This window comes from Xylanibacter rodentium (genome assembly GCF_013166575.1).
In the GTDB taxonomy this organism is placed as follows: domain Bacteria; phylum Bacteroidota; class Bacteroidia; order Bacteroidales; family Bacteroidaceae; genus Prevotella; species Prevotella rodentium.
Map to the genome: position 1 here is coordinate 43,094 of NZ_JABKKE010000005.1, position 19,547 is coordinate 62,640.

The 19,547-nt window shown below is 48.0% G+C and carries 15 protein-coding genes; 6 read left to right on the top strand and 9 right to left on the bottom strand.

Features of this window, described 5'->3' with window-relative positions; all coding sequences use genetic code 11:
- Nucleotides 1-7: 7 nt before the first annotated feature.
- The 5 genes from yajC (at nucleotide 8) to HPS55_RS04230 (ending at nucleotide 3,564) form a co-directional block, all read left to right on the top strand.
- The gene (gene yajC / locus HPS55_RS04210; protein ID WP_172176094.1) at nucleotides 8-337 is read left to right on the top strand and encodes a preprotein translocase subunit YajC; all 330 of its coding nucleotides are present in this window, start codon (nucleotides 8-10) and stop codon (nucleotides 335-337) included.
- Nucleotides 338-1,318 carry a YbbR-like domain-containing protein gene (locus HPS55_RS04215; RefSeq protein ID WP_172176096.1) on the top strand — a complete coding sequence of 327 codons (981 nt, stop codon included), beginning with the start codon at nucleotides 338-340 and terminating at the stop codon, nucleotides 1,316-1,318.
- A 57-nt stretch (nucleotides 1,319-1,375) separates the two neighbouring features.
- Nucleotides 1,376-1,954, top strand: coding sequence for a dephospho-CoA kinase (gene coaE / locus HPS55_RS04220; RefSeq protein WP_172176098.1), 579 nt, complete (start codon nucleotides 1,376-1,378; stop codon nucleotides 1,952-1,954).
- An 88-nt stretch (nucleotides 1,955-2,042) separates the two neighbouring features.
- Entirely contained in the window at nucleotides 2,043-2,486 is a 444-nt protein-coding gene (locus HPS55_RS04225) for a DUF5606 family protein (protein WP_172176099.1), read from the top strand.
- A 49-nt stretch (nucleotides 2,487-2,535) separates the two neighbouring features.
- Nucleotides 2,536-3,564, top strand: a complete 1,029-nt coding sequence (locus HPS55_RS04230; protein ID WP_172176101.1) for a LacI family DNA-binding transcriptional regulator — start codon at nucleotides 2,536-2,538, stop codon at nucleotides 3,562-3,564.
- 550 nt (nucleotides 3,565-4,114) lie between these two features.
- Here HPS55_RS04230 and HPS55_RS04235 read toward each other — a convergent pair.
- Nucleotides 4,115-7,072 carry an outer membrane beta-barrel protein gene (locus HPS55_RS04235; RefSeq protein WP_172324708.1) on the bottom strand — a complete coding sequence of 986 codons (2,958 nt, stop codon included), beginning with the start codon at nucleotides 7,070-7,072 and terminating at the stop codon, nucleotides 4,115-4,117.
- Between the two features lie 1,344 nt (nucleotides 7,073-8,416).
- On the opposite strand from HPS55_RS04235, the gene aroB reads away from it, so the two are divergent.
- Nucleotides 8,417-9,475 carry a 3-dehydroquinate synthase gene (aroB, locus tag HPS55_RS04240; RefSeq protein ID WP_172176105.1) on the top strand — a complete coding sequence of 353 codons (1,059 nt, stop codon included), beginning with the start codon at nucleotides 8,417-8,419 and terminating at the stop codon, nucleotides 9,473-9,475.
- Nucleotides 9,476-9,511: 36 nt separating this feature from the next.
- On the opposite strand, the gene HPS55_RS04245 is transcribed toward aroB, so the two are convergent.
- The 8 genes from HPS55_RS04245 to HPS55_RS04280 form a co-directional block, all read right to left on the bottom strand.
- A complete protein-coding gene (locus tag HPS55_RS04245; RefSeq protein ID WP_172176107.1) occupies nucleotides 9,512-10,285 on the bottom strand; it encodes a head GIN domain-containing protein in 774 nt (257 codons plus the stop codon).
- A 257-nt stretch (nucleotides 10,286-10,542) separates the two neighbouring features.
- Nucleotides 10,543-13,086: a DUF5686 and carboxypeptidase-like regulatory domain-containing protein gene (locus tag HPS55_RS04250; RefSeq protein ID WP_172176230.1), complete on the bottom strand. Its 2,544-nt coding sequence runs from the start codon at nucleotides 13,084-13,086 to the stop codon at nucleotides 10,543-10,545.
- A gap of 363 nt (nucleotides 13,087-13,449) precedes the next feature.
- Nucleotides 13,450-14,778 carry an inositol-3-phosphate synthase gene (locus tag HPS55_RS04255; RefSeq protein ID WP_172176109.1) on the bottom strand — a complete coding sequence of 443 codons (1,329 nt, stop codon included), beginning with the start codon at nucleotides 14,776-14,778 and terminating at the stop codon, nucleotides 13,450-13,452.
- Between the two features lie 50 nt (nucleotides 14,779-14,828).
- On the bottom strand, nucleotides 14,829-15,530 hold the full coding sequence (locus HPS55_RS04260; protein WP_253947648.1) for an HAD family hydrolase: 702 nt from the start codon (nucleotides 15,528-15,530) through the stop codon (nucleotides 14,829-14,831).
- Nucleotides 15,530-16,411 carry a hypothetical protein gene (locus tag HPS55_RS04265; protein ID WP_172176111.1) on the bottom strand — a complete coding sequence of 294 codons (882 nt, stop codon included), beginning with the start codon at nucleotides 16,409-16,411 and terminating at the stop codon, nucleotides 15,530-15,532. Before HPS55_RS04265 ends, HPS55_RS04260 begins: the two co-directional genes overlap by 1 nt.
- Before the next feature lie 501 nt (nucleotides 16,412-16,912).
- Nucleotides 16,913-17,530, bottom strand: a complete 618-nt coding sequence (locus HPS55_RS04270; RefSeq protein ID WP_172176113.1) for a CatA-like O-acetyltransferase, family 2 — start codon at nucleotides 17,528-17,530, stop codon at nucleotides 16,913-16,915.
- A gap of 54 nt (nucleotides 17,531-17,584) precedes the next feature.
- Nucleotides 17,585-18,373, bottom strand: coding sequence for a helix-turn-helix transcriptional regulator (locus tag HPS55_RS04275; RefSeq protein WP_172176115.1), 789 nt, complete (start codon nucleotides 18,371-18,373; stop codon nucleotides 17,585-17,587).
- Nucleotides 18,374-18,458: 85 nt separating this feature from the next.
- Nucleotides 18,459-19,544, bottom strand: coding sequence for an SEL1-like repeat protein (locus HPS55_RS04280; protein WP_172176117.1), 1,086 nt, complete (start codon nucleotides 19,542-19,544; stop codon nucleotides 18,459-18,461).
- Nucleotides 19,545-19,547 lie beyond the last annotated feature (3 nt).

Genomic DNA, 19,547 nt, shown 5'->3' on the forward strand with positions numbered 1-19,547 from the left:
ACAGAATATGACAACAAACTTGATTTTAGCTGCACAAGCAGCACAGGGCAGTGGCTCAAGCATGAGTTTCATAGTAATGATGGTTGCAATCTTTGCCATCATGTGGTTTTTCATGATTCGCCCGCAGCAGAAAAAGCAGAAAGAGATACAGAAGTTCCAGAACTCCCTGACAGAAGGCACATCTGTAGTAACAGGCGGCGGCATATACGGAATCGTAAAGAAGATAGACCTCGTAGCCAACATCATAGAAGTGGAGATAGCCAAAGGTGTAGTGATACGCGTTGACAAAGGCTACGTGTTCAAAGACATGGCAAGTACTCCAGTACAAGGCAAATAAATGAAAAAGCTGCAAGGCATATTCCCGATAGTCAGGAATTTCTTATTCAGTACTGTGAATAAGGAATTTCTGATTTTTTTGTTCTTTCTCGCCCTATCGGGAGTTTTCTGGCTCATGATGACCCTCAACGAAACATATGAGAAAGAAATGAGAATACCGGTACATATCGTCAATGTGCCTCAGAATGTTGTGCTGACATCAGACAGCGTCGACACCGTTAAAGTATCACTCAGCGACAAAGGGTTTGTCTTGCTGGGATACATGTATGGCGACGGATTACGTCCGTTGAAAGTCAATTTCAAAAACTACATGCGCTCCACCGGTACCGGCTCTGTTACAGCTGCCGAACTACAGCGTATGATGTATCAGCAACTGTCAGCCTCCACAAAAATAACAAGCACCAAACCCGACCGACTGGAGTATTTCTTCAACTACGGCCTGCACAAGCGCGTGCCACTGAGATGGAGCGGCCGCGTCATTCCCGAGCACCTCTACTTCATTTCGCATACCGAATACGAGACTGACAGTGTGGACATATATGCATCACAGGAAAAACTTGACAGCATAAACATCGTATACACCGAACCACTCAACTATGCCAATTTCCGCGACACACTCTCCGTGCGCTGCAATCTACAGAAGATGCGCGGCGTGAAATCAGTACCTGACAATGTAAAGATTACATTCTATACCGATGTTCTCACCGAAGCAAGCATTAAAGACATTCCCATTCAAGGCATCAACATGCCCGAAGGCAAGGTACTGCGCACATTCCCGTCGAAAGTCACAATAAAATTCGTAGCAGGCGTGAGCCTCTACCGCACACTGAGCGCCAAAGACTTCACTGTCGTTGCAGACTATAAGGACATAGCCAGCCATCCTTCGGACAAATGTACGCTTCATATAAAGAAAGTGCCGCAAGGCATATCACGCGCCACACTTGACATCAAGCAAGTGGACTATCTGATAGAAGAAGAATGACCCTCAAGCCTTCAACTTACTTGATTTGCCAAACATACATAAATAAAGCAGACAATAATGAAAATAGGTATAACAGGAGGTATCGGATGCGGTAAAAGCTACATATGCCGACGACTTGCGACAATGGGAATCCAGGTGTACGACTGTGACAGTGCCGCAAAAAGAATTATAAGGACATCTGCCGAAATCCGCAACGCCCTTACACAACTTGTCGGTCCCGAAACCTATCAAGACGACGGACAGCTCAATAAGGCCGCCATCGCCTCGTTTCTGTTGGCATCAGAAAACAATGCCCGTGCCATAGACAGAATCGTACATCCGGCCGTAGCCTCTGATTTCACCCAAAGCGGGGCTGAATGGATGGAATGTGCCATCCTCTACGAGTCCGGTTTCGACAATCTGGTAGACAAGATTATAGCAGTGTCCGCTCCCGACGAACTCAGAATACAACGTGTAATGCAACGCGACGGTATTTCCCGTGAAAAGGTTCTGGAATGGATGAAACGCCAATTGCCACAAAACGAAATACTCAGACGTGCCGACCACGAAATAAAAAACGACGGCATACACAACATCGACGCACAGTTGGAACACCTGCTGGACAAACTCGAGATCTCCGGAAACACAGCCGAGTGAATATCACGGCTTTCGTGGCTATCTGTCATGAATCAAAAAGAAATAACACAACTGAAGTAAAATACAATAAAAAAACAACTGAAGTAAAATGTTACAGACAATTTTAGCAATCTCGGGCAAACCGGGACTTTACAAGTTAGTATCAAGAGCAACCAACAGTCTCATTGTAGAAGTACTCGACGAGACACACCGACGTATGCCGGCTTTTGCAACAGACAAAATAACATCATTGGCAGACATCGCAATGTATACCGAAACCGACGACGTGCCACTATACAAAGTACTCGCCAATCTGAGAGACCTTGAAGAGGGCAAGACAGTAAGCATCGACTTCAAAAAAGCCGGAGGTCAGGAACTGCGTGAATATTTCGGCAAAGTTCTGCCCGAATTCGACCGTGACCGTGTGCACAACAGTGATATAAAGAAACTGTTGCAGTGGTACAATATCCTTATTGCCAACGGTATAACAAACTTCGAGGAAGAAATGCAACCTACCGACGGTGACAACATCGACGACCGTAAAGAGGAATAAGCGGACAAACGGAATAGAGAATATACCAAACGAGCCATACGGGAAGTAATTGGAAATAAAAAAAACGGCATCGCTCAAAGACATTGCACAACGGCTTGGCATCAGTATCGCCACAGTAAGCCGGGCACTGCAGGGGCACTCTTCTATCAGCACAAACACACGCAGAAAGGTGGAAGAAGCAGCCCGCGAGATGAACTATTCCAAAAACTTCATTGCCGACAGTCTGCGCAGTGGCTCGCTGCCCATCATCGGAGTGATAGTGCCACACGGAGTTACGCTTTTCTATTCCTCAGTTCTCGACGGCATCGAGCATGTGGCAGCTCAGGAAGGATATGCAGTAATCTGCATGAACTCACACGAACGATATGACGAAGAGCACCGTAATGTGCAGAGTCTGGCTGGACTCCATGTGGCCGGCATCATAGCCAGTGTGACACAGGAGACAGCCGACTCTGCACATTTTGATCTATTGTCGGAAGAAGGCATTCCGGTTGTCTTCGTCGCACGTGACATCAACACCACACGCTACTCATCGGTCGTGGCCGACAGTGTGGATGCCGCCCGCAAAGCAACACATCATCTCGCCTCGCAAGGCTGCCGGCGCATAGCCATATTGTGCGGTCCGGATTGTCTGCGCATGGTTGCCGAACGCAAACACGGATATATCGAGGCTCTTCACGAACTGCACATTCCCGTGCGACCCGAATATGTGGCATACAGTGACATTGAAATGCCGTCAGCCATAGACGCCACCGACACCTTTTTAGACTTGCCGCAACCTCCCGATGCCATACTTGCACTCAACGACACCCTGCTCTTTGCCGCCATGCGTGCCATCCGCAGCCGTGGCCTGTCCATGCCCTCAGACATAGCACTGATGGGATTCAGCGACGTTGAATACACCGTTGATGTCAGTCCCACACTATCAACCATCGAGGACCAAAGCAGACTGATGGGCGAAACGGCATGCCGCACACTTATAGCGCATATACGCGACAGCCGGCAAAAGCCAAACCGGATAATAGTTCCAACAATACAGAGAATACGCGAAAGCAGCAGAAAAACCTTTAAGAGATAAGAGTGAAGAGTTTAGAGAGAAGAGGTAAGTTGGTCAACAATACTAAACTACATAATCGTCCTAATATATAGAATGGATGCGCCTTGAAAAGGCAGCAAGCACATAGCCCGGGGCAGAGCGCAGCGGCACCCCGGGTATCATGTTCAATTATCCCATTCGCCCTAAAAGGGCAAAAGCATTAATTATCAGACAATTACATTTTTCATATCCCCATGTGTTTTTATGCTTTTGCCCTTGCAGGGCGCGGGGATTGTCGATGTCGATTCCCGGGGTGCCGCTGCGCTCTGCCCCGGGCTATGTGCTTGTTGCCCCGTTGGGGCGCGTTCTGTCAAGGCACGTTCTGTCCGGAGGATGATATAGTTTAATTTTGTTGACTAACTTATGATTAGCTTTGGTTGATAGTTATTATCAGATATAACTTCAAAAGCTAATCATACCTCTTCTCTCTAAACCATCAGGAAGTAGTCCCACAGTCGCTATCGATCAACAAAAGCTAATCATACCTCTTCTCTCTAAACTCTTCACTCTTACCTCTTAACTACTCTTCTTTTCAGAATCTTCCGGGACCACCGAATCCGCCACCGAATCCGCCACCGCCGCGACGTCCGCCGCGTGGTCCGCGCTCACCTCCACCATCAAGACCTGGTCCACGCCTCATTTCGCGACGTGCTTCTTTAGTTCCGAAAAGGTTCAGACGATAGATTACATGTAGCATGGCATAGTTGGTTATCGAGTTGTACTCAGTGTCCTGACGCCTCATGGCATCTATAGCCCGGCTTATGTTGGACTGCTGATGCAACAGGTCATACAGTTGCAGTGACACTATAAGATTTCTTCCCTTCAGAAAGCTGTGGCTCACCTGCGCGTTCCATATCAGTTCGTTCGTGTTAAGTGCCGCATCGTTATATCCGCGGCGGCTGTGCATGTTGAGGTCTGTCGACAAAGACGTCCCCCACGGCATCGTCAGATTAGTGTTGAATCCGTACGAGAAGCTCCATCTGTCGAGATTGCTCGAAGGTTGCAGTTCGTTGCTCGAATGCGCATAGTCGACACTTCCGTTGATCTCAAACTCGATCCATTCATTACGGTAGCTTGCTGCCAGACGCTCGTTGATCTCCATCGTCTTCGTTATCGACTTGACCGAGTTGCCGTCACGCCGCATGTCGATATACCCGACGCTGTTCACATACCTTGCTCCCGTGGTGGTATTCACATTGAAATATCCGGTGGTGTCGATGGCAATGTTATAGAACATGTCTCCCGCGATGTTCCAGTTGCCGTTGATGTTCTCAGGCCGTGTGGTACGTCCGCCCGTCACGGGATCGTATGTCACCTTGCTTGAGATACTGTTGCTTACGGTCTGGAACCGCAGGTTTGCGCCCATACCCTGCTGATGGTTCTGTATATAATTGTTATAGCGCAGGAAGAAATCGTTCGAGAACGACGGCTTCAGTCCCGGATTACCCTTGGATATGTTCAGCGGATCGCTGTCGTCGGTGATATCAAGCAGATTGCTCATACTGGGCTGGCTTGTACGTCCGCGATAGTTGAAACGCAGCTGGCTCACCTTGGATATCTTCCAACGGAAGTCGGCTGTAGGCGTAAAGTTGACCACCGTACGTGTCGTGTCGGCATTGTGTCCCTGATAGTGCTGCACAAAGTGTGTCTTCTGCGGAAGAAGAGTCAAACCGACATTGAAGTTATACGCCTGACGTATGATGCGCAGCATAACCTGTATGTCGTGTATATAATTGGTATACTCCGAGAACCGGCTCAGATTGTCGTCAAGATAGCTGTCCAACGGATTGTCCAGACGCGAGAGATAACTGTGCCAATCACGGTACTGAGGTCGCAAGTCGGCAAACATACCCTCGCCGAGATTGCTGAAGTCAAACGTCGAACGGTCGCTCTTCGAGTACTTATACTGGAATTCATAACTGAATTGCAGGAATGTGGCCTTGAATATCGGTTCGCTGTAAGTGGCCCTTACACTGTAGTTCCAATTCTTCTGCGGGGTAAGATTATACCGGTTGGTCTGATATGTAGAGTCCTCACCGGAGATATTCTTTTTCTGGAACAGATGCACGTTGTTCGTCTGCAGGCTGTTGCTGCCGCTCTCACCGTAGTTGATGTTCATCTGCAGGGTGACGTTACGGCCTTTGGAATTAAGTCTGCGGTTAAACTGCAACATACCGCCGAAATTCTTCGAATCGCTATAGCTGATAGAGTTGTTGTAGCGGCTGTTCACCATAAGTTCCCTATCCGCCATCAGATCTATCGACTCCTGTGCGAGCGGGTCTGTCACGTAGAGATACGGATCTTCATTGTATGTCGCCGAACGCCGTGTCGACGTGCCGTCGCTCGTACTGTAACTGAATGTCGGACGGAACATGATGTTGGTCATCGTATCGGGCATCCACTCCAGACGCATCTGTCCGTTCCATGAATTGCTGCGCGAGAAACTCTGGTTGACACTGTTGGAAAACGACCCTGTCGTACTGACAAAATTCTCCGTCGACGAGCGTGTCCACGTGTCACCGTCACTATGGTTCCAGCGCACGCTTCCGTCCAGTTTCAGCTTGTCCTTCTTCTCATAGTTGATATTGACACCGGCCATTTTCGGTGCCGTAAGCCCGCGACGGCCGGCACCGCCACCGCGACGGCCGCCGCCGAACCCCATGTTGCCGACATTATTGGCATTCACCATTCCCATCACACGAAAGTCACTGTTCATACGTGCCGCCATCAAGCGCGCGGCATAGCGGTCCTTCGTGCCGGCGGCAAGGTCGGCATTGGAGAACAATCCCTTGTTCATACCTTTCTTTACACCGAAGTCGAGCACAGTCTGATCGTTGCCGTCGTCGATTCCGGATATGCGCGACAGGTCGCTCTTCTCGTCGTAAGCCTTGATTTTCTCAATGATGGAAGTGGGCAGGTTCTTCAATGCCGTCTTGGTGTCGCCGGTCATGAACTCCTTGCCGTCTACAAGTATCTTCTTGACTTCCTTGCCGTTGATTTTTATATTTCCGTCGTCGTCCATCTGCGCGCCGGGAAGCCGTTTCACAAGTTCCTCGACAACAGATCCTTCGGGCGTGCGGTATGCCGCCGCGTTATATACAAACGTATCCTCCTTTGTCGTCACCTTTGCCGCATGGCCCGTTGCCACGGCACCCTTCAGCATTATGGCATCCATGGCCATCTCTATCGTCCCAAGCGGCACATCCTTGCCACCGTCGACTGTCAGATTCTTGATATAGCTCTTGAATCCCACACTTGTCACCTTCAGTATATACCGCCCGTCGGCAGGCGCCTTGACTTTGAAGTTGCCGTTCTCGGCAGTGAGCACACCGGCAGCCACGGTGCTGTCCTGCCGGAGCAGCTGTACGGTGGTCATGGCCATGGGTTCCTTTGAGTCGCCCTCAACTATCTTTCCCGTTATGGAACGCTGGGCAAATGCAGAGATTGTTGCAGCCATGGAAATGGCAACCAACAGTAGAAGTCTTTTCATTTTGTCGCTTTTTTGATTCAGTTTACAGTCTTATGACGTTGTTCGCTCTGAAAAGTTTAAAGACTGTTACACAAATATTCTCCCGAATCGATTATCACGCCAATGGAAAAACGCAAGAATGCCACCATGCCGTGACCAAACAATTCCCCCACACGGCTTGCCCGATACACGGTTCGGGCACAGCATCCATGGTTCGCCGTGCCATCGACGCCCGCATGACAACAATCCCCCAAACGACATCATTGAACGACAAAACCGCTGACTATAAAAATATTTACTTTAACATATGTTAAGCGACATCCATATCGCTGTTTTCGGCCAAGGCTCCGAAAACAGCGTTTTTTGCTTCAAACGGGGAGTGCTGACAGTCAGCACGTTACGCAGGCGGGGCTTTGTCAAGAAAGCAGAGAGGGCCGTTTCACCTTGCAATAAGGCCGTTATTGCACTGCCAAACGGCCCTCGTTGCATTGCCAAACGGCCGTTACGGGAGTCCCGGGAGGCCCTTACGGCGAGTTGACCATGCAAAAAAGGTATGTAAACAAGGCAAAAAGACCATCATTGCTTTTCTATTTCACGAAAAACCGAATGCGTTTTTTTCAGAATATATCGGACATAAGCCATGTATGTCGATACCTATAATAAATCTGTCTCTTTCCTGTTCCACCCTGTTATTGCCGACATATATTCTTTTGTCAATATAAGTTGGTCAACAAGATTATCTGATGTAACCGATTTAAATATCGGTCAATTGCATATAAGTTGGTCAACAAAATTAAACTATATCATCCTCCGGACAGAACGTGCCCGGACAGAACGCGCCCCAACGGGGCAACAAGCACATAGCCCGGGGCAGAGAGCAGCGGCACCCCGGGAACCGACATCGACAATCACCGCGCCCGGCAAGGGCAAAAGCATAAAAACATATGGGATATAAAAAAAATGTAATTATCTGATAATTAATGCTTTTGCCCTTGCAGGGCGAATAGGACAATTGAACATGACACCCGGGGTGCCGCTACGCTCTACCCCGGGCTATGTGCTTGCTGCCTTTTCAAGGCGCATCCATACTATATCCGGGCGATTATGTAGTTTAATTTTGTTGACCAACTTAACATTCATTACCATTCATAACATAATGCCGCATATACCTGATTATCTGACGCCCAAACGGATAAAAAACCGATATTTTGATGTATCTTTGCAGAAGATAAGCGGCACTCGGCAATCTTAAAACAAGTTTTAATTGCACTCGTTTGCATTATCTTTGCAGAAGATAAGCGGCACCCGGCAATCTTAAAACAAGTTTTAATCGCGCACGGCTGCATTATGTTTAAACCAAGGATTATGGAAAAGCAGAAAGTTATAATATCAGAAAATCTGGAATCCGCACTTGACGGGGCGATAGCCGAATGCGGATACGACAGGCTGTTTGTCCTCGTGGACGAGACAACCGAACGTCTCTGTCTGCCGCTTGTGGCCGGCATGGAGTGTATGAATGGAGTGCGGAAGATAACAATCGGAGCAGGCGATACCGCCAAGACGCTCGACACGCTGGCACACGTGTGGACCGAACTGGGACGCATGGGGGCCACACGCCACTCGCTTATGGTGAATCTCGGCGGCGGCATGGTGACCGACTTGGGCGGTTTTGCGGCGTCGACATTCAAACGGGGCATCAGCTACATCAACATACCGACGACGCTGCTGTCGATGGTAGACGCGTCGGTGGGCGGCAAGACTGGCATCAACTTCGGCGGGTTGAAAAACGAAATAGGCGTGTTCAACAATGCCCGTTCGGTGATTCTCGACACACAGTTTCTGCGCACCATGGACTCCCGGAACATGTGTTCGGGATATGCCGAAATGCAGAAACACGGGTTGATAGACAACGAAAAGATGTGGACCGAACTGATGAATTTCGACATAAGCGGCAAACCGGACCTGACGGTATTGCAGCGGATGGTGGCCGAATCGGTGGCCGTTAAGCAGCGCATAGTCACTGAAGACCCCACGGAACGAGGACTGCGCAAGGCCCTCAACCTGGGACATACGGCGGGCCATGCTTTCGAATCGCTTGCCATGCGCCGCGGAAAACCGGTGCTGCACGGATATGCCGTGGCGTGGGGACTGGTGTGCGAGCTGTATCTGAGCACCGTGAAAGAGGGATTTCCAACCGACCGTATGCGGCAGACTGTCGCTTTCATCAACGAGCATTACGGCAAAATGTCCATAACATGCGATGACTATACGGAATTGATTGAGTTGATGACACACGACAAGAAAAACGTGGCCGGTGTCATCAACTTCACATTGCTCGGCGGTATAGGCGACATACGCATCGACCGGACGGCAACGGAAAAGGAAATGCATGAGGCATTCGACTTCTACAGAGAAGGGGCCTGAACGGACTATAGGCGGCAGGCCCGCTTCACGTCAGACTTATCTCTTGCCGTTACGGACACTCAGACGGGAGGTATGATAGTCGCCACTGCCCACGGAACGCTTGGCAAACGACTTGACGGTGCCGCTCAGACTGATGTCGCCCGACCCTTTAAGCTCGCTATCCACTGCTCCGCAATTGGCGAACGACATGGATATATCGCCTGAGCCCATCAGATTTATCTTCGTCTTCTTCGTGTTTTTCTGTCGGATGTCGATGTCTCCGCTGCCTACAAGACGTACCTCAGAGTTGAGCGCATCCACATTTTTCAGGTTTATATCGCCACTGCCTACAAGTTCGGTGGATATATTGTCGCAGATTATATCATTGAACGTAATGTCACCGGAGCCTCTCAACAGAATGGAGAGATTGTCGGTGTCAAGATGTCCCGGGCATACGAAATCACCGGAACCGAGCAGGCTTATGCCGACAAGATCGGGAGAAGTGACATATACTTCTATCCTGTCGTCATTACGTCTGCTGCCAAAGATGCTCCATACGTTGACGTTGTTTCCACCCAGCGAAACGACAAGCGTCTGTCCTTCTACATGTGTCTTCACGTCTTTCATGCGTTCTGCCGGCGCCTTGACCTTAACCGATATGCTCCGCCCCTGAGAGTAGTGCACAACGACAGATCCCTCCTGCCTGATTCCGGTGAATCTCTTCACCTTGCGTACTTCTATTCCGGAGCCGGAGCCCTCCATATCGCCCGCCGCACTTGCGCAACCGACCATCACAACAATAGCTAAAATCGATAAAAAAAACTTTTTCATATTCTTTCTGTTCGTTTGGTTTATTTTCCGTTAGACGGTACAAAAGATGAGAAAGTTGCAACGAAACAGGAGTTTTTCAAAAGATATATTTATCACAATGCAGATATTGTATAGATAAAGACATAATCTTGTCTTTGTCCGCCAAAAAAGTATTGAATACTTATTATACTATAAACGGACGAAAGCACAAGATTATGTCCATAAAAAGTCCGGAAAATCGGATTTTAACACATCCGGTAAACCTCCAGGAAAACCAATCAGAACGTCATTCTTATCATGAATCTTACACCATGCTTATGGGCGGTAGGCTGATTCAGATAGTTGAACCGGCGGGTATACTCAACGTGAACTATCTTGAAGATATTATGAATACCCACCGAAGCCTCAACATAAGGCTCTTTGGGATTCATCAGATATGAACCCGAGGGGAACATCATCAACATTCCGTCGTTGGCATTCTGGGCCAGATAGGGATTGTTCTTGTCACTCAAATCACCCCAAAGACATCTCACTGCCAGATACTCGCGCCACTTCAATTTCTTAATCAACGGTATACGGTTGAACAGCTTTCCATTGAAATCCCAACTGATCTCCGCACTTGCAAAGCGGTCGTTGAGGAACTCCATGTTGTTTATCAGCTGGAATGTCTGGTCCTGAATGATGTACGACAAGTTGGTTGCAGGCATGCAAAGCAGCGGGAAAGGAACTTTGTCCCACTGTATTCCGCCGCGCACATAACAGTCTATCTTTCCCCAACTGTTCATCCAAAAGCGCTTATATATACTGGCCTCGGTATAGTTGTAGCGATAGTCGCCTCCCAACACGTTCTTGAGTCCGAGAGTGTGGCTCACGGTAAAGACCGGAGCATCGAGATTTATCTTCAGACGCCGCTGCTTGGTGTTGATGTACGTCTCGCCAGGAGCAAACCTCAGCTCGGCACGCAACTCCGTCGTGCGGAAGTAATGGGACGGCCGGACGGCAACATCAGGCGCACCGTCATTCGTGGCATTCCAAGATGTCCACTCGTTCATAGGAGTAAAATACAGATTGCCTACAGCCTGATTCTCCTCTGTCTTCAACGCAACCGTAGTCTTGAAGCCCCAGTCCTCCTCGCGTTCATATGTGAGTTCCTGGCGGTTGTAAAACATCATCGCGTCCACCTTTGCCCACTTGAACGACGTAAAAACATTGTCCTTGTCCGTACGCATGAACTTGTCTGACGGCGAACACACATCGTAAGTCGACATCAACGACAATGTGCGTTTGGGAAATTCGCGTGGCAGATACTCTTTCTTGTTGAACGAATAGATCAGTTCGCCCTTATAGTAATTCTTGTGACTGCCCCATCCGTGTGCGTAATAGCCGGCCGCAAACAGCCGGTTGTGCAGCTTGGCCGTCGTCTGCGCACTGATACGTGTTCGGAATCCGTCAACGAAGTTGCTTGTAAGCATGGTATTTATGGGTCCTAAATCGACTTTGCTCGGATTGCCGGTCTCCACAAAGTTCTCTATGAATGCCTTGGCACCGAAGATGATGTACTTGAATCCTTTTATCTGCTCAAGATTATGCACAAAGACATCCATCTTGCTTTCACTCTTGGTCAGGTCCACCTGGCGGTAACGACTCCAAAAGTCATCGTCACGCATCATGGCATCAGCCTCTTTCACTTCACGCGCCTTGCCTTTAAACAATTGTTTTGGCAAATCGTCAAAAGCATAGTCACTGAGACGTGTGGTACGTATGACAATAGCTTTCTGCAGGAAACTTGCCACCTTCAACTCTGCTATCATATCGTCAACACTGAGCACCCACGTGCTATCGGGAAGCATTGTGAACTCCTGCTCCACGCGCAGGTTTTCCACGAAATTGACATCGCTCTTCTTCGGTATAGTAAGCTCGCAACGCTTCACCTGATAGGACGAATCGGCCAATATATATATGTCGCCACGGAAACCGAAGTCCTGCTGATTGTTGGGAAGGAAATGCAGGTGTATGCACCGGTCACGATCTACAAACACGGTATCTTCTATATAGAATCGATAGAAACCTATTGCTCCTTTACCGATCGGGGATGTAAACGGATATTGAAGCAGGCGCACCTGATCGTCGTATATATCTACATCGGTAAACACATCTTTAAGCACGGTGGTAAGAATGTCGCCTGTCTGAAAAAGCTCGTTCACTCCCGACGAGTTCTGACCTTTTATTATATTCTTCTCCGTGTGCGGGCTCTTGCGGTATATCTTCTGCGTCACGGTCTCGTCAACCGAAAGAGGAAGTATCAGCTTCTTGTTGTACTGACACATCTCCACCTGATCTTTCAGCCATGCCGCCTTACTGAACTTCGGAGAATTAAGCTTCTCCTGCGTTATATCATTTATGGCCAGCGTAATCTTTTGATACTTGTTGTACTGGTAGAAGTCTTTGTTGTCAAGATCCGTCTGTTTCTTCCTTTCTATCACCTTCCTCATCAGCTCCACCGCCGGATTGTCCTTCCGGCTGTAACGCTTGCGCTTCGTCTTCACCGTCACCTCTTTCAGCTTTCTTGTGTCCGGTTTCAATCTTATGTTGAGTGTGCTTTTGGTAGCCGGACCTATGATAACCGTCTTTTCCACATAGCCCAAGGCACTGAATGTGAGCTGCCATCCGTCGTGACGCGCCACCGTGTAGCGTCCGCCAAGATTAGAAACCACGGCTACCTTATGTCCCTTATACACCACACTGGCATAAGGAATACTGTCGCCCGTAGCATCGTCAATAACATATCCCGATATATGCTGGGCACGCAATGGCAATGACATCAGCAATATCAGAAACAAAAGCAGCAGATATTTAGTTCTGTGATTATCCAAATCTTTTTATCTTTATTTATATAAACAAAGCCCCTATTTGTGAAGTGCCATCCAAAAGTTGGATTCTCCAAACGGGAATGAAGAAAAAATCAAACCTTATCCAATCAATCCAATACAATTAGATTGGCAAGATAAAACAATCCAAACCAATACTTTAAATTGGAAAGATAAGGTCACCGGATGCTGAAATCCAAGTAAAAAAGCCCCATAATCCCCCAAAAGAGCGGACTGACGGAAAGTATTATTTATGAGCTGATACCATCTCTCTCCGCCGCATTCCACCCTATGGGAGACTACAGGTCATTTTCTTTTTTAGTCAATCTCTTCGTCAGCCTCATAGCCTCCCATCTCGCGGATGGCATTCTTCAGCATAGTGTACTGCTGATAGAGATGGTTTACAGGCTCCTCGCCACGAGTATAGTCATGCTGCGGACTCTTCAGGAAGAAGCTGAGGAAGCGCTGTGTGCCATAACGTCCGGCACGGGCGGCAAGGTCGCTCAGCAAACAAAGGTCAAGACACAGAGGAGCGGCGAGGATAGAATCGCGACAGAGGAAGTTGATCTTAATCTGCATAGGATAACCCATCCATCCGAAGATGTCGATGTTGTCCCATCCTTCCTTGTTGTCGTTGCGCGGCGGATAATAGTTGATACGCACCTTGTGATAGTACTGTGTGTCTTCGTCGTTGCCGTGACCATAAAGGTCGGGCTGGGCCTCGGGCTTCAAGATTGTCTCCAGTGTAGACAGCTTGCTCACCTCCTTTGTACGGAAGTTGGCCGGCTCGTCGAGTACCAGACCGTCGCGATTGCCCAGGATATTTGTAGAGAACCAGCCGTTCAGACCCAGACAGCGTGTTCCTATAATGGGGGCAAAACCGCTCTTCACCAGTGTCTGACCCGTCTTGAAGTCTTTACCGGCTATCGGCAGCTTTGTCTTCTCTGCCAATTCCCACATGGCAGGAATGTCAACCGTCGTGTTGGGGGCACCCATGATGAAAGGCGCACCTTCGGTAAGGGCGGCATAAGCATAGCACATAGATGGAGCGATGTGCTCACGATCGTCGTCTTTCATGGCCTGCTCAAGAGCGGCCAAAGTATAATGTACAGGCTCGTAGATTGGCACATATATCTCGGTAGAAGCGGCCCAAAGCACTACAACACGCGAGCAACCGTTCTTCTCCTTGAAATCGCGGATATCCTTGCGCAGTTCCTCAACCATCTCCCAACGTGTGGCACACTGCTTCACGTTGTCACCGTCCAACCGCTTGGCATAGTTCTTGTCGAAAGCAGCCTTCATAGGCACTATTTTCTCGAGTTCGTCCTTTACCGGGTTGATATCCTTTTCTTTCAGAACCTCGGCATACATGGCTGCCTGATAAGAATTCTGTGGATATACATCCCATGTACCGAATACTATATCATCGAGCTTTGCCAAAGGCACCACTTCACTGTATGACAGATACTTCTTGTCGTCACCCTTGCCGATACGAATCTTGTCATACTGAGTCATAGAACCTACAGGCTTTGTGAGTCCGCGGCGCGCCATTAGCACACCTGTCATGAATGTTGTGGCAACGGCACCGTTACCCACAACGAGAATTCCTAATCTGCCGTCAGCCGGCTTAACATTAGTCTGTTTCATTACTTCTTTTTAAAATTGAAATATATTATATGTTATAATTTTCTCATGTCTTACAGCAACTCTCTCAAGTCGGTTATTATCCTGTCGGCTGCCGACTCGTCGGCAACCGGTTCGTCCGTCCAGCCCTCTCCCCGCATCCATACCGTCCGGCATCCGGCCTTTCGAGCCGGTACAATATCCTTGTCATAGCTGTCGCCCACCACCATTACATTGGCAGCATCCAGATTCAGTGCCTCCACCCCGAGAGTGAATATGCGGTGATCGGGTTTGCGCACACCTACTACGGCACTCTCCACTATACCGCCGAACAACCTTTCAAGCCCAAACTCGCCCAAAACAGTGGCGATATTTCCATAAAAATTGCTTACAAGCACCATCGGACAGCGGTCTTTCAACACCGAAAGCACCTCGCGGCTACGGGATGTCTCACCGACGGTCTGCTCATAAAGCCGCTCCAAAACGGCGTCATGCCACTGAGAAGCATCAAAACCGCCACCTATATGTTCGGAAATATATTCCATCTCAATGCGCAACTTCACCGATAACGTCTTACGAAACGTATAGTCAGGCTGTATGATGGGATTGCGCCCCAATTCACGTTCGGCATAAACATAAGCTTCACGAAACAAGACCTCGTCCACGGGCACGTTCTCGTGCTCATAGGCGTGCCATATCCTTCTCCCCCAATGACAGCCTCCTGTATCAAGCGTCCCGCCATAGTCGAAAATATATCCTTTTATGCACATTTCCATTACGTGTTAACCATCAATTTACTGGTTTCGAGATTAGTTTTAAAATACATTACACGCTCAGCCATACGCATTTCCACGATATCAGCAATAGCCACCGCCGCATCTTCACGACAGCGTGAGAAACTAGGCCAATCGTTAAAGTCGATTATACAGAAACTGCCGTCAGCTCTAACTATGCAGTCACCTCCATAAACGTCGACACCGACAGCCGCCGATGCACGCTCTGCCGCTGAACGCAAACCGTCCATACTGAACGCATAATGATGCGGACGGCCGTTACGGCGCTCATCGTCAAACTTCCACTGTCCGTCGTCACCGGGATAGCAGATATGAAAAAAACCAGTGCTACGCACGCCGTAGAACTTCACCAAATCGCCTGGAACATGGGCACTTACGATAATATCATCCACACCACGCCCACGCATGCCATGAATAACAGCATCAAGTTCGGATAAGTTAGCGGCAAACTGTACATCACATGCACCCTCTGCCACCCCATCAGCCCGTTTGGCCCAATATCCGTGACTGCCATGTTCTGCCGGCAAGGGGATTCCCGCTCTACTGAGTGTTTCGGTAACCTTGCGGCGATTGCAGCACAAAGCTACACCGGCAGAGGCATTGACTACTGCTTTGCCGGTATTGTATGCCCACTTACCGAGCAAAAACAACGTTGATTTTTCACGTCCCATAGAGATACAACATGACACATCGTCGGATATTCCAGCAACAGTCATGCGACCAAGCTCCCCCTCGCTCACGGCCTCTACACTATAGCCACGCTGCGTGAGCTCGTCGCACACACAACGCAGAACAGCCGCGTCTTTTTCTATTGAATTCGGCGAAAAACGCTCTGCCCTGTACACTGCAAATATCTTACGCAAATGCATGCTTCTTTTTGATTATGCTAAATCAACTCACGGCAAAGGTAACATATTATTATAATATAAGAAAACTTTGTGGCTAATTTTATTTTTTCTTAAACAATTCTTTGCACATATCGGACTAAAACGTGCAAAAAAGCATATTAAATCCTTTAAAATAACGAAATAATCAAAAACATACTCAAATCAATCACAGATAATTACTGTTCCGGTAAAGTACATTCCTATATTTGAATATATGTTGCCACATATTATTTGAAGTACTGAACCAACCGGATGACCAAACTATTGCGGATATTGGCAAATCACTCCGAATAATCATGACAAAAAAAATGCCTGATCATCTGTCACGAAATACTTTCTTGTCAACAACTGTATAAGAACGTTTTCGTCAAGCCAAATAAGCAGAGTGAAACTTGTTTCAACTCTGCCATGGCGAGAAAACGCGGGATTAAATCCTATATATTTTTTATCCGAAACAGTAAGAACAGACTGTCAGACTTACATCAACATTAAGATTTCTTCTTGTAGTAAGCTGAGAAAACGAGCGGCATGTGCTCCATCCATCTGAGTATGGTGAAATTGGAATGATACGGTAAGAATGGTCTTGAACAAACTTTTTCGGTATCGCCCCCAAATCATAAACGGATTATTGAAGACACCGCTATACATTCCGACTGCACCGTCGATGTCAAACTGAGCCAGGGCCGAAGTGCCGATTACCATACAATCTGTAAGGTCGTGATTTTCGCACGTTCTACCGACCTGCCTCGTAAGCCGAAGATAATCTGTATTGAATGTCGCCAAGCTATCTGAAAACGGTATGTCGCACGAACTGACCTCGCCATTTTCATTGGCAACGATTGTATTTACCGCTATTGAATCATATCGAATCAGCTTATCGGCAACTGGAAGCATATAGAACTCTTTAACCTGACTTGCTGCTCTACCGATGCACCAGCACATCAGCATATTGAATTTCAGATGTTTCTTTCGGCTGATTTTTACAAGATGCGAAACATCAAGCGTCTTGAAAAATGTCACCATTGGCATAGGTGCTTTCATCCACATATCAAATGCATATGCACGGGTGGTTTCTTGAGGATTTAATTCTATCATTTTTTGCTGCAAAGTTACGATCTATAATATCAGCCGGATAGAAGAAAACAGACATTATGTCGGGGTTGTGAACAGGTCGGAATAAGGATTGACTATCCGAGCAGGGGTAACACTGCTGTACTGTCGGAAATCACGGATAAAATGTGACTGGTCTGAGTATCCGCACAAATAAGCGATGGCGGCATAATCGCATTTACCGTTCTGCAACATCCACATGGATTTCTGAAAGCGGACAACTCGTGCATACTCCTTTGGCATCATACCTAAATGGCTGTTGAATACACGCCCGAACTGTTTGGGACTTAAACAAGAGATATCAGCCAATTCATTAACAGATACGGACGGGGTTGCCATAAGGATGTTGACAGCATTTCCCGACCTTTTCATATTGAGCAAGTCTTGGCACTGATTCAGTCTTGACAATAGCCAGTTCTCTATTACTTTGATACATCCAACAGTGGTTTCGCAATCAAAAATCTGCCTGGCAAGAACATTTAGATTCTTATTGCCAATGTCAAATCCCGATATTTCAGAGTTATAGAATTCCGATGGCGGAATGTCTATAAACATACCGATAGTATGAGGATAGAAAACTGCGACAATCATCTCCGTATCACCATCAGATGTTATATGAGCAGGAAAATTCACCTGTCCACTAATGGTGAATCTATCTTGCAAGGATGACAATTCTGGAATAAACAGCGGTGTCAGCCTATGAAATATCATTTGCGGGCAACCGATTGGAAAGGTCAGGATATTAAATTGCTCCGGACTTTTCAGCACCCAATAATAACGCACATAAGACTGCAAATCAGCACATGGTTTAATCACTCTCAGATTCATATGCTGCTATGATGTAACAATAACCAAACCTTTGTCGTATTCGCAATTATTGTCATATTACTGTAAATGATATGTTTTATCCCGCTTACTCTTCATTTTCCTGTTCCGCTGCCTTGGCATACCATGCGGCTGCCTGCTTCGCATTTTTTCTTACACCTATGCCGTTGGCATAGCAATCCCCGAGACTGCGCATGGCTTCCGGATGTCCGTAATACCTCTTGTTCTCGTTGATATTGGTCGCGGCCTTTTTGTAAAGGCGCACAGCCTCTTCCATATCCTGTTTAACACCATGCCCCTCGGCATAGCAGCGGGCAAGGAGGTATTGCGATTCAGGGTCATCCGCTCTTGCCGCCCGACTGTATAACTCAACTGCCTTGTTCCAGTCCTGTTCCACGCCATGCCCTGCTGCATAGCAGTTTCCGAGACCGCGCAGAGCATCGGGGAAAGCATTCCCGCCCAAATCCACTGCCTTGCGATACCAAACGACAGCTTTCCCACAATCCAGTGCCATGCCACTTCCTGTGGCGTAACAATTGCCAAGCTCCACCCACGCCATAGGGTTGTCATGCTCCGCAGCTTTCTTGAACCAGCCAAAGGCTTTTTCATCATCACGCTCCACTCCGTCACCATCTTTATAGCACAATCCAACGGAGAAATAATCCTTGAAATATCCGCCTTCGGCTGCTTTCAGATAGTGTAAGAAAGCCTGCACCGCATCTTTTGGCAGGCCGCCTTGCCCATGACTATAGCAATATCCCAAACGGTCATTGGCATAAGCATCGCCCATGTCGGCGGCTTGCTGCCACCATTCTACAGCAGAAGCCAGGTCGCAGTCCACGCCCCAGCCGTGCTGATAACAGCATCCGAGCATACACATCGCTTCCGCAAGGTCAACACCGGCCAACAGCTTGCCGTTCACCGCCTTTTTCAGCCATTTGACAAGCTGTCCCTGATAACTGTCCTTGTCAAGTCTCTCTTTTGCCGGGCGGCAATTATCTGATGCGAGCCAATACAATTTGAAAGCCTTAGCCAGATTGCGCTCTACGTCTATACCTTCCTCATAACATTGTCCGATCTGGTATTGCGCCGAGGCATAGCCCGACAGCGCCGATTCCCGACACTTATCAATGTCAAATGACTTGTCTGTATATTTCTTTTCGTATTTTATCATGAT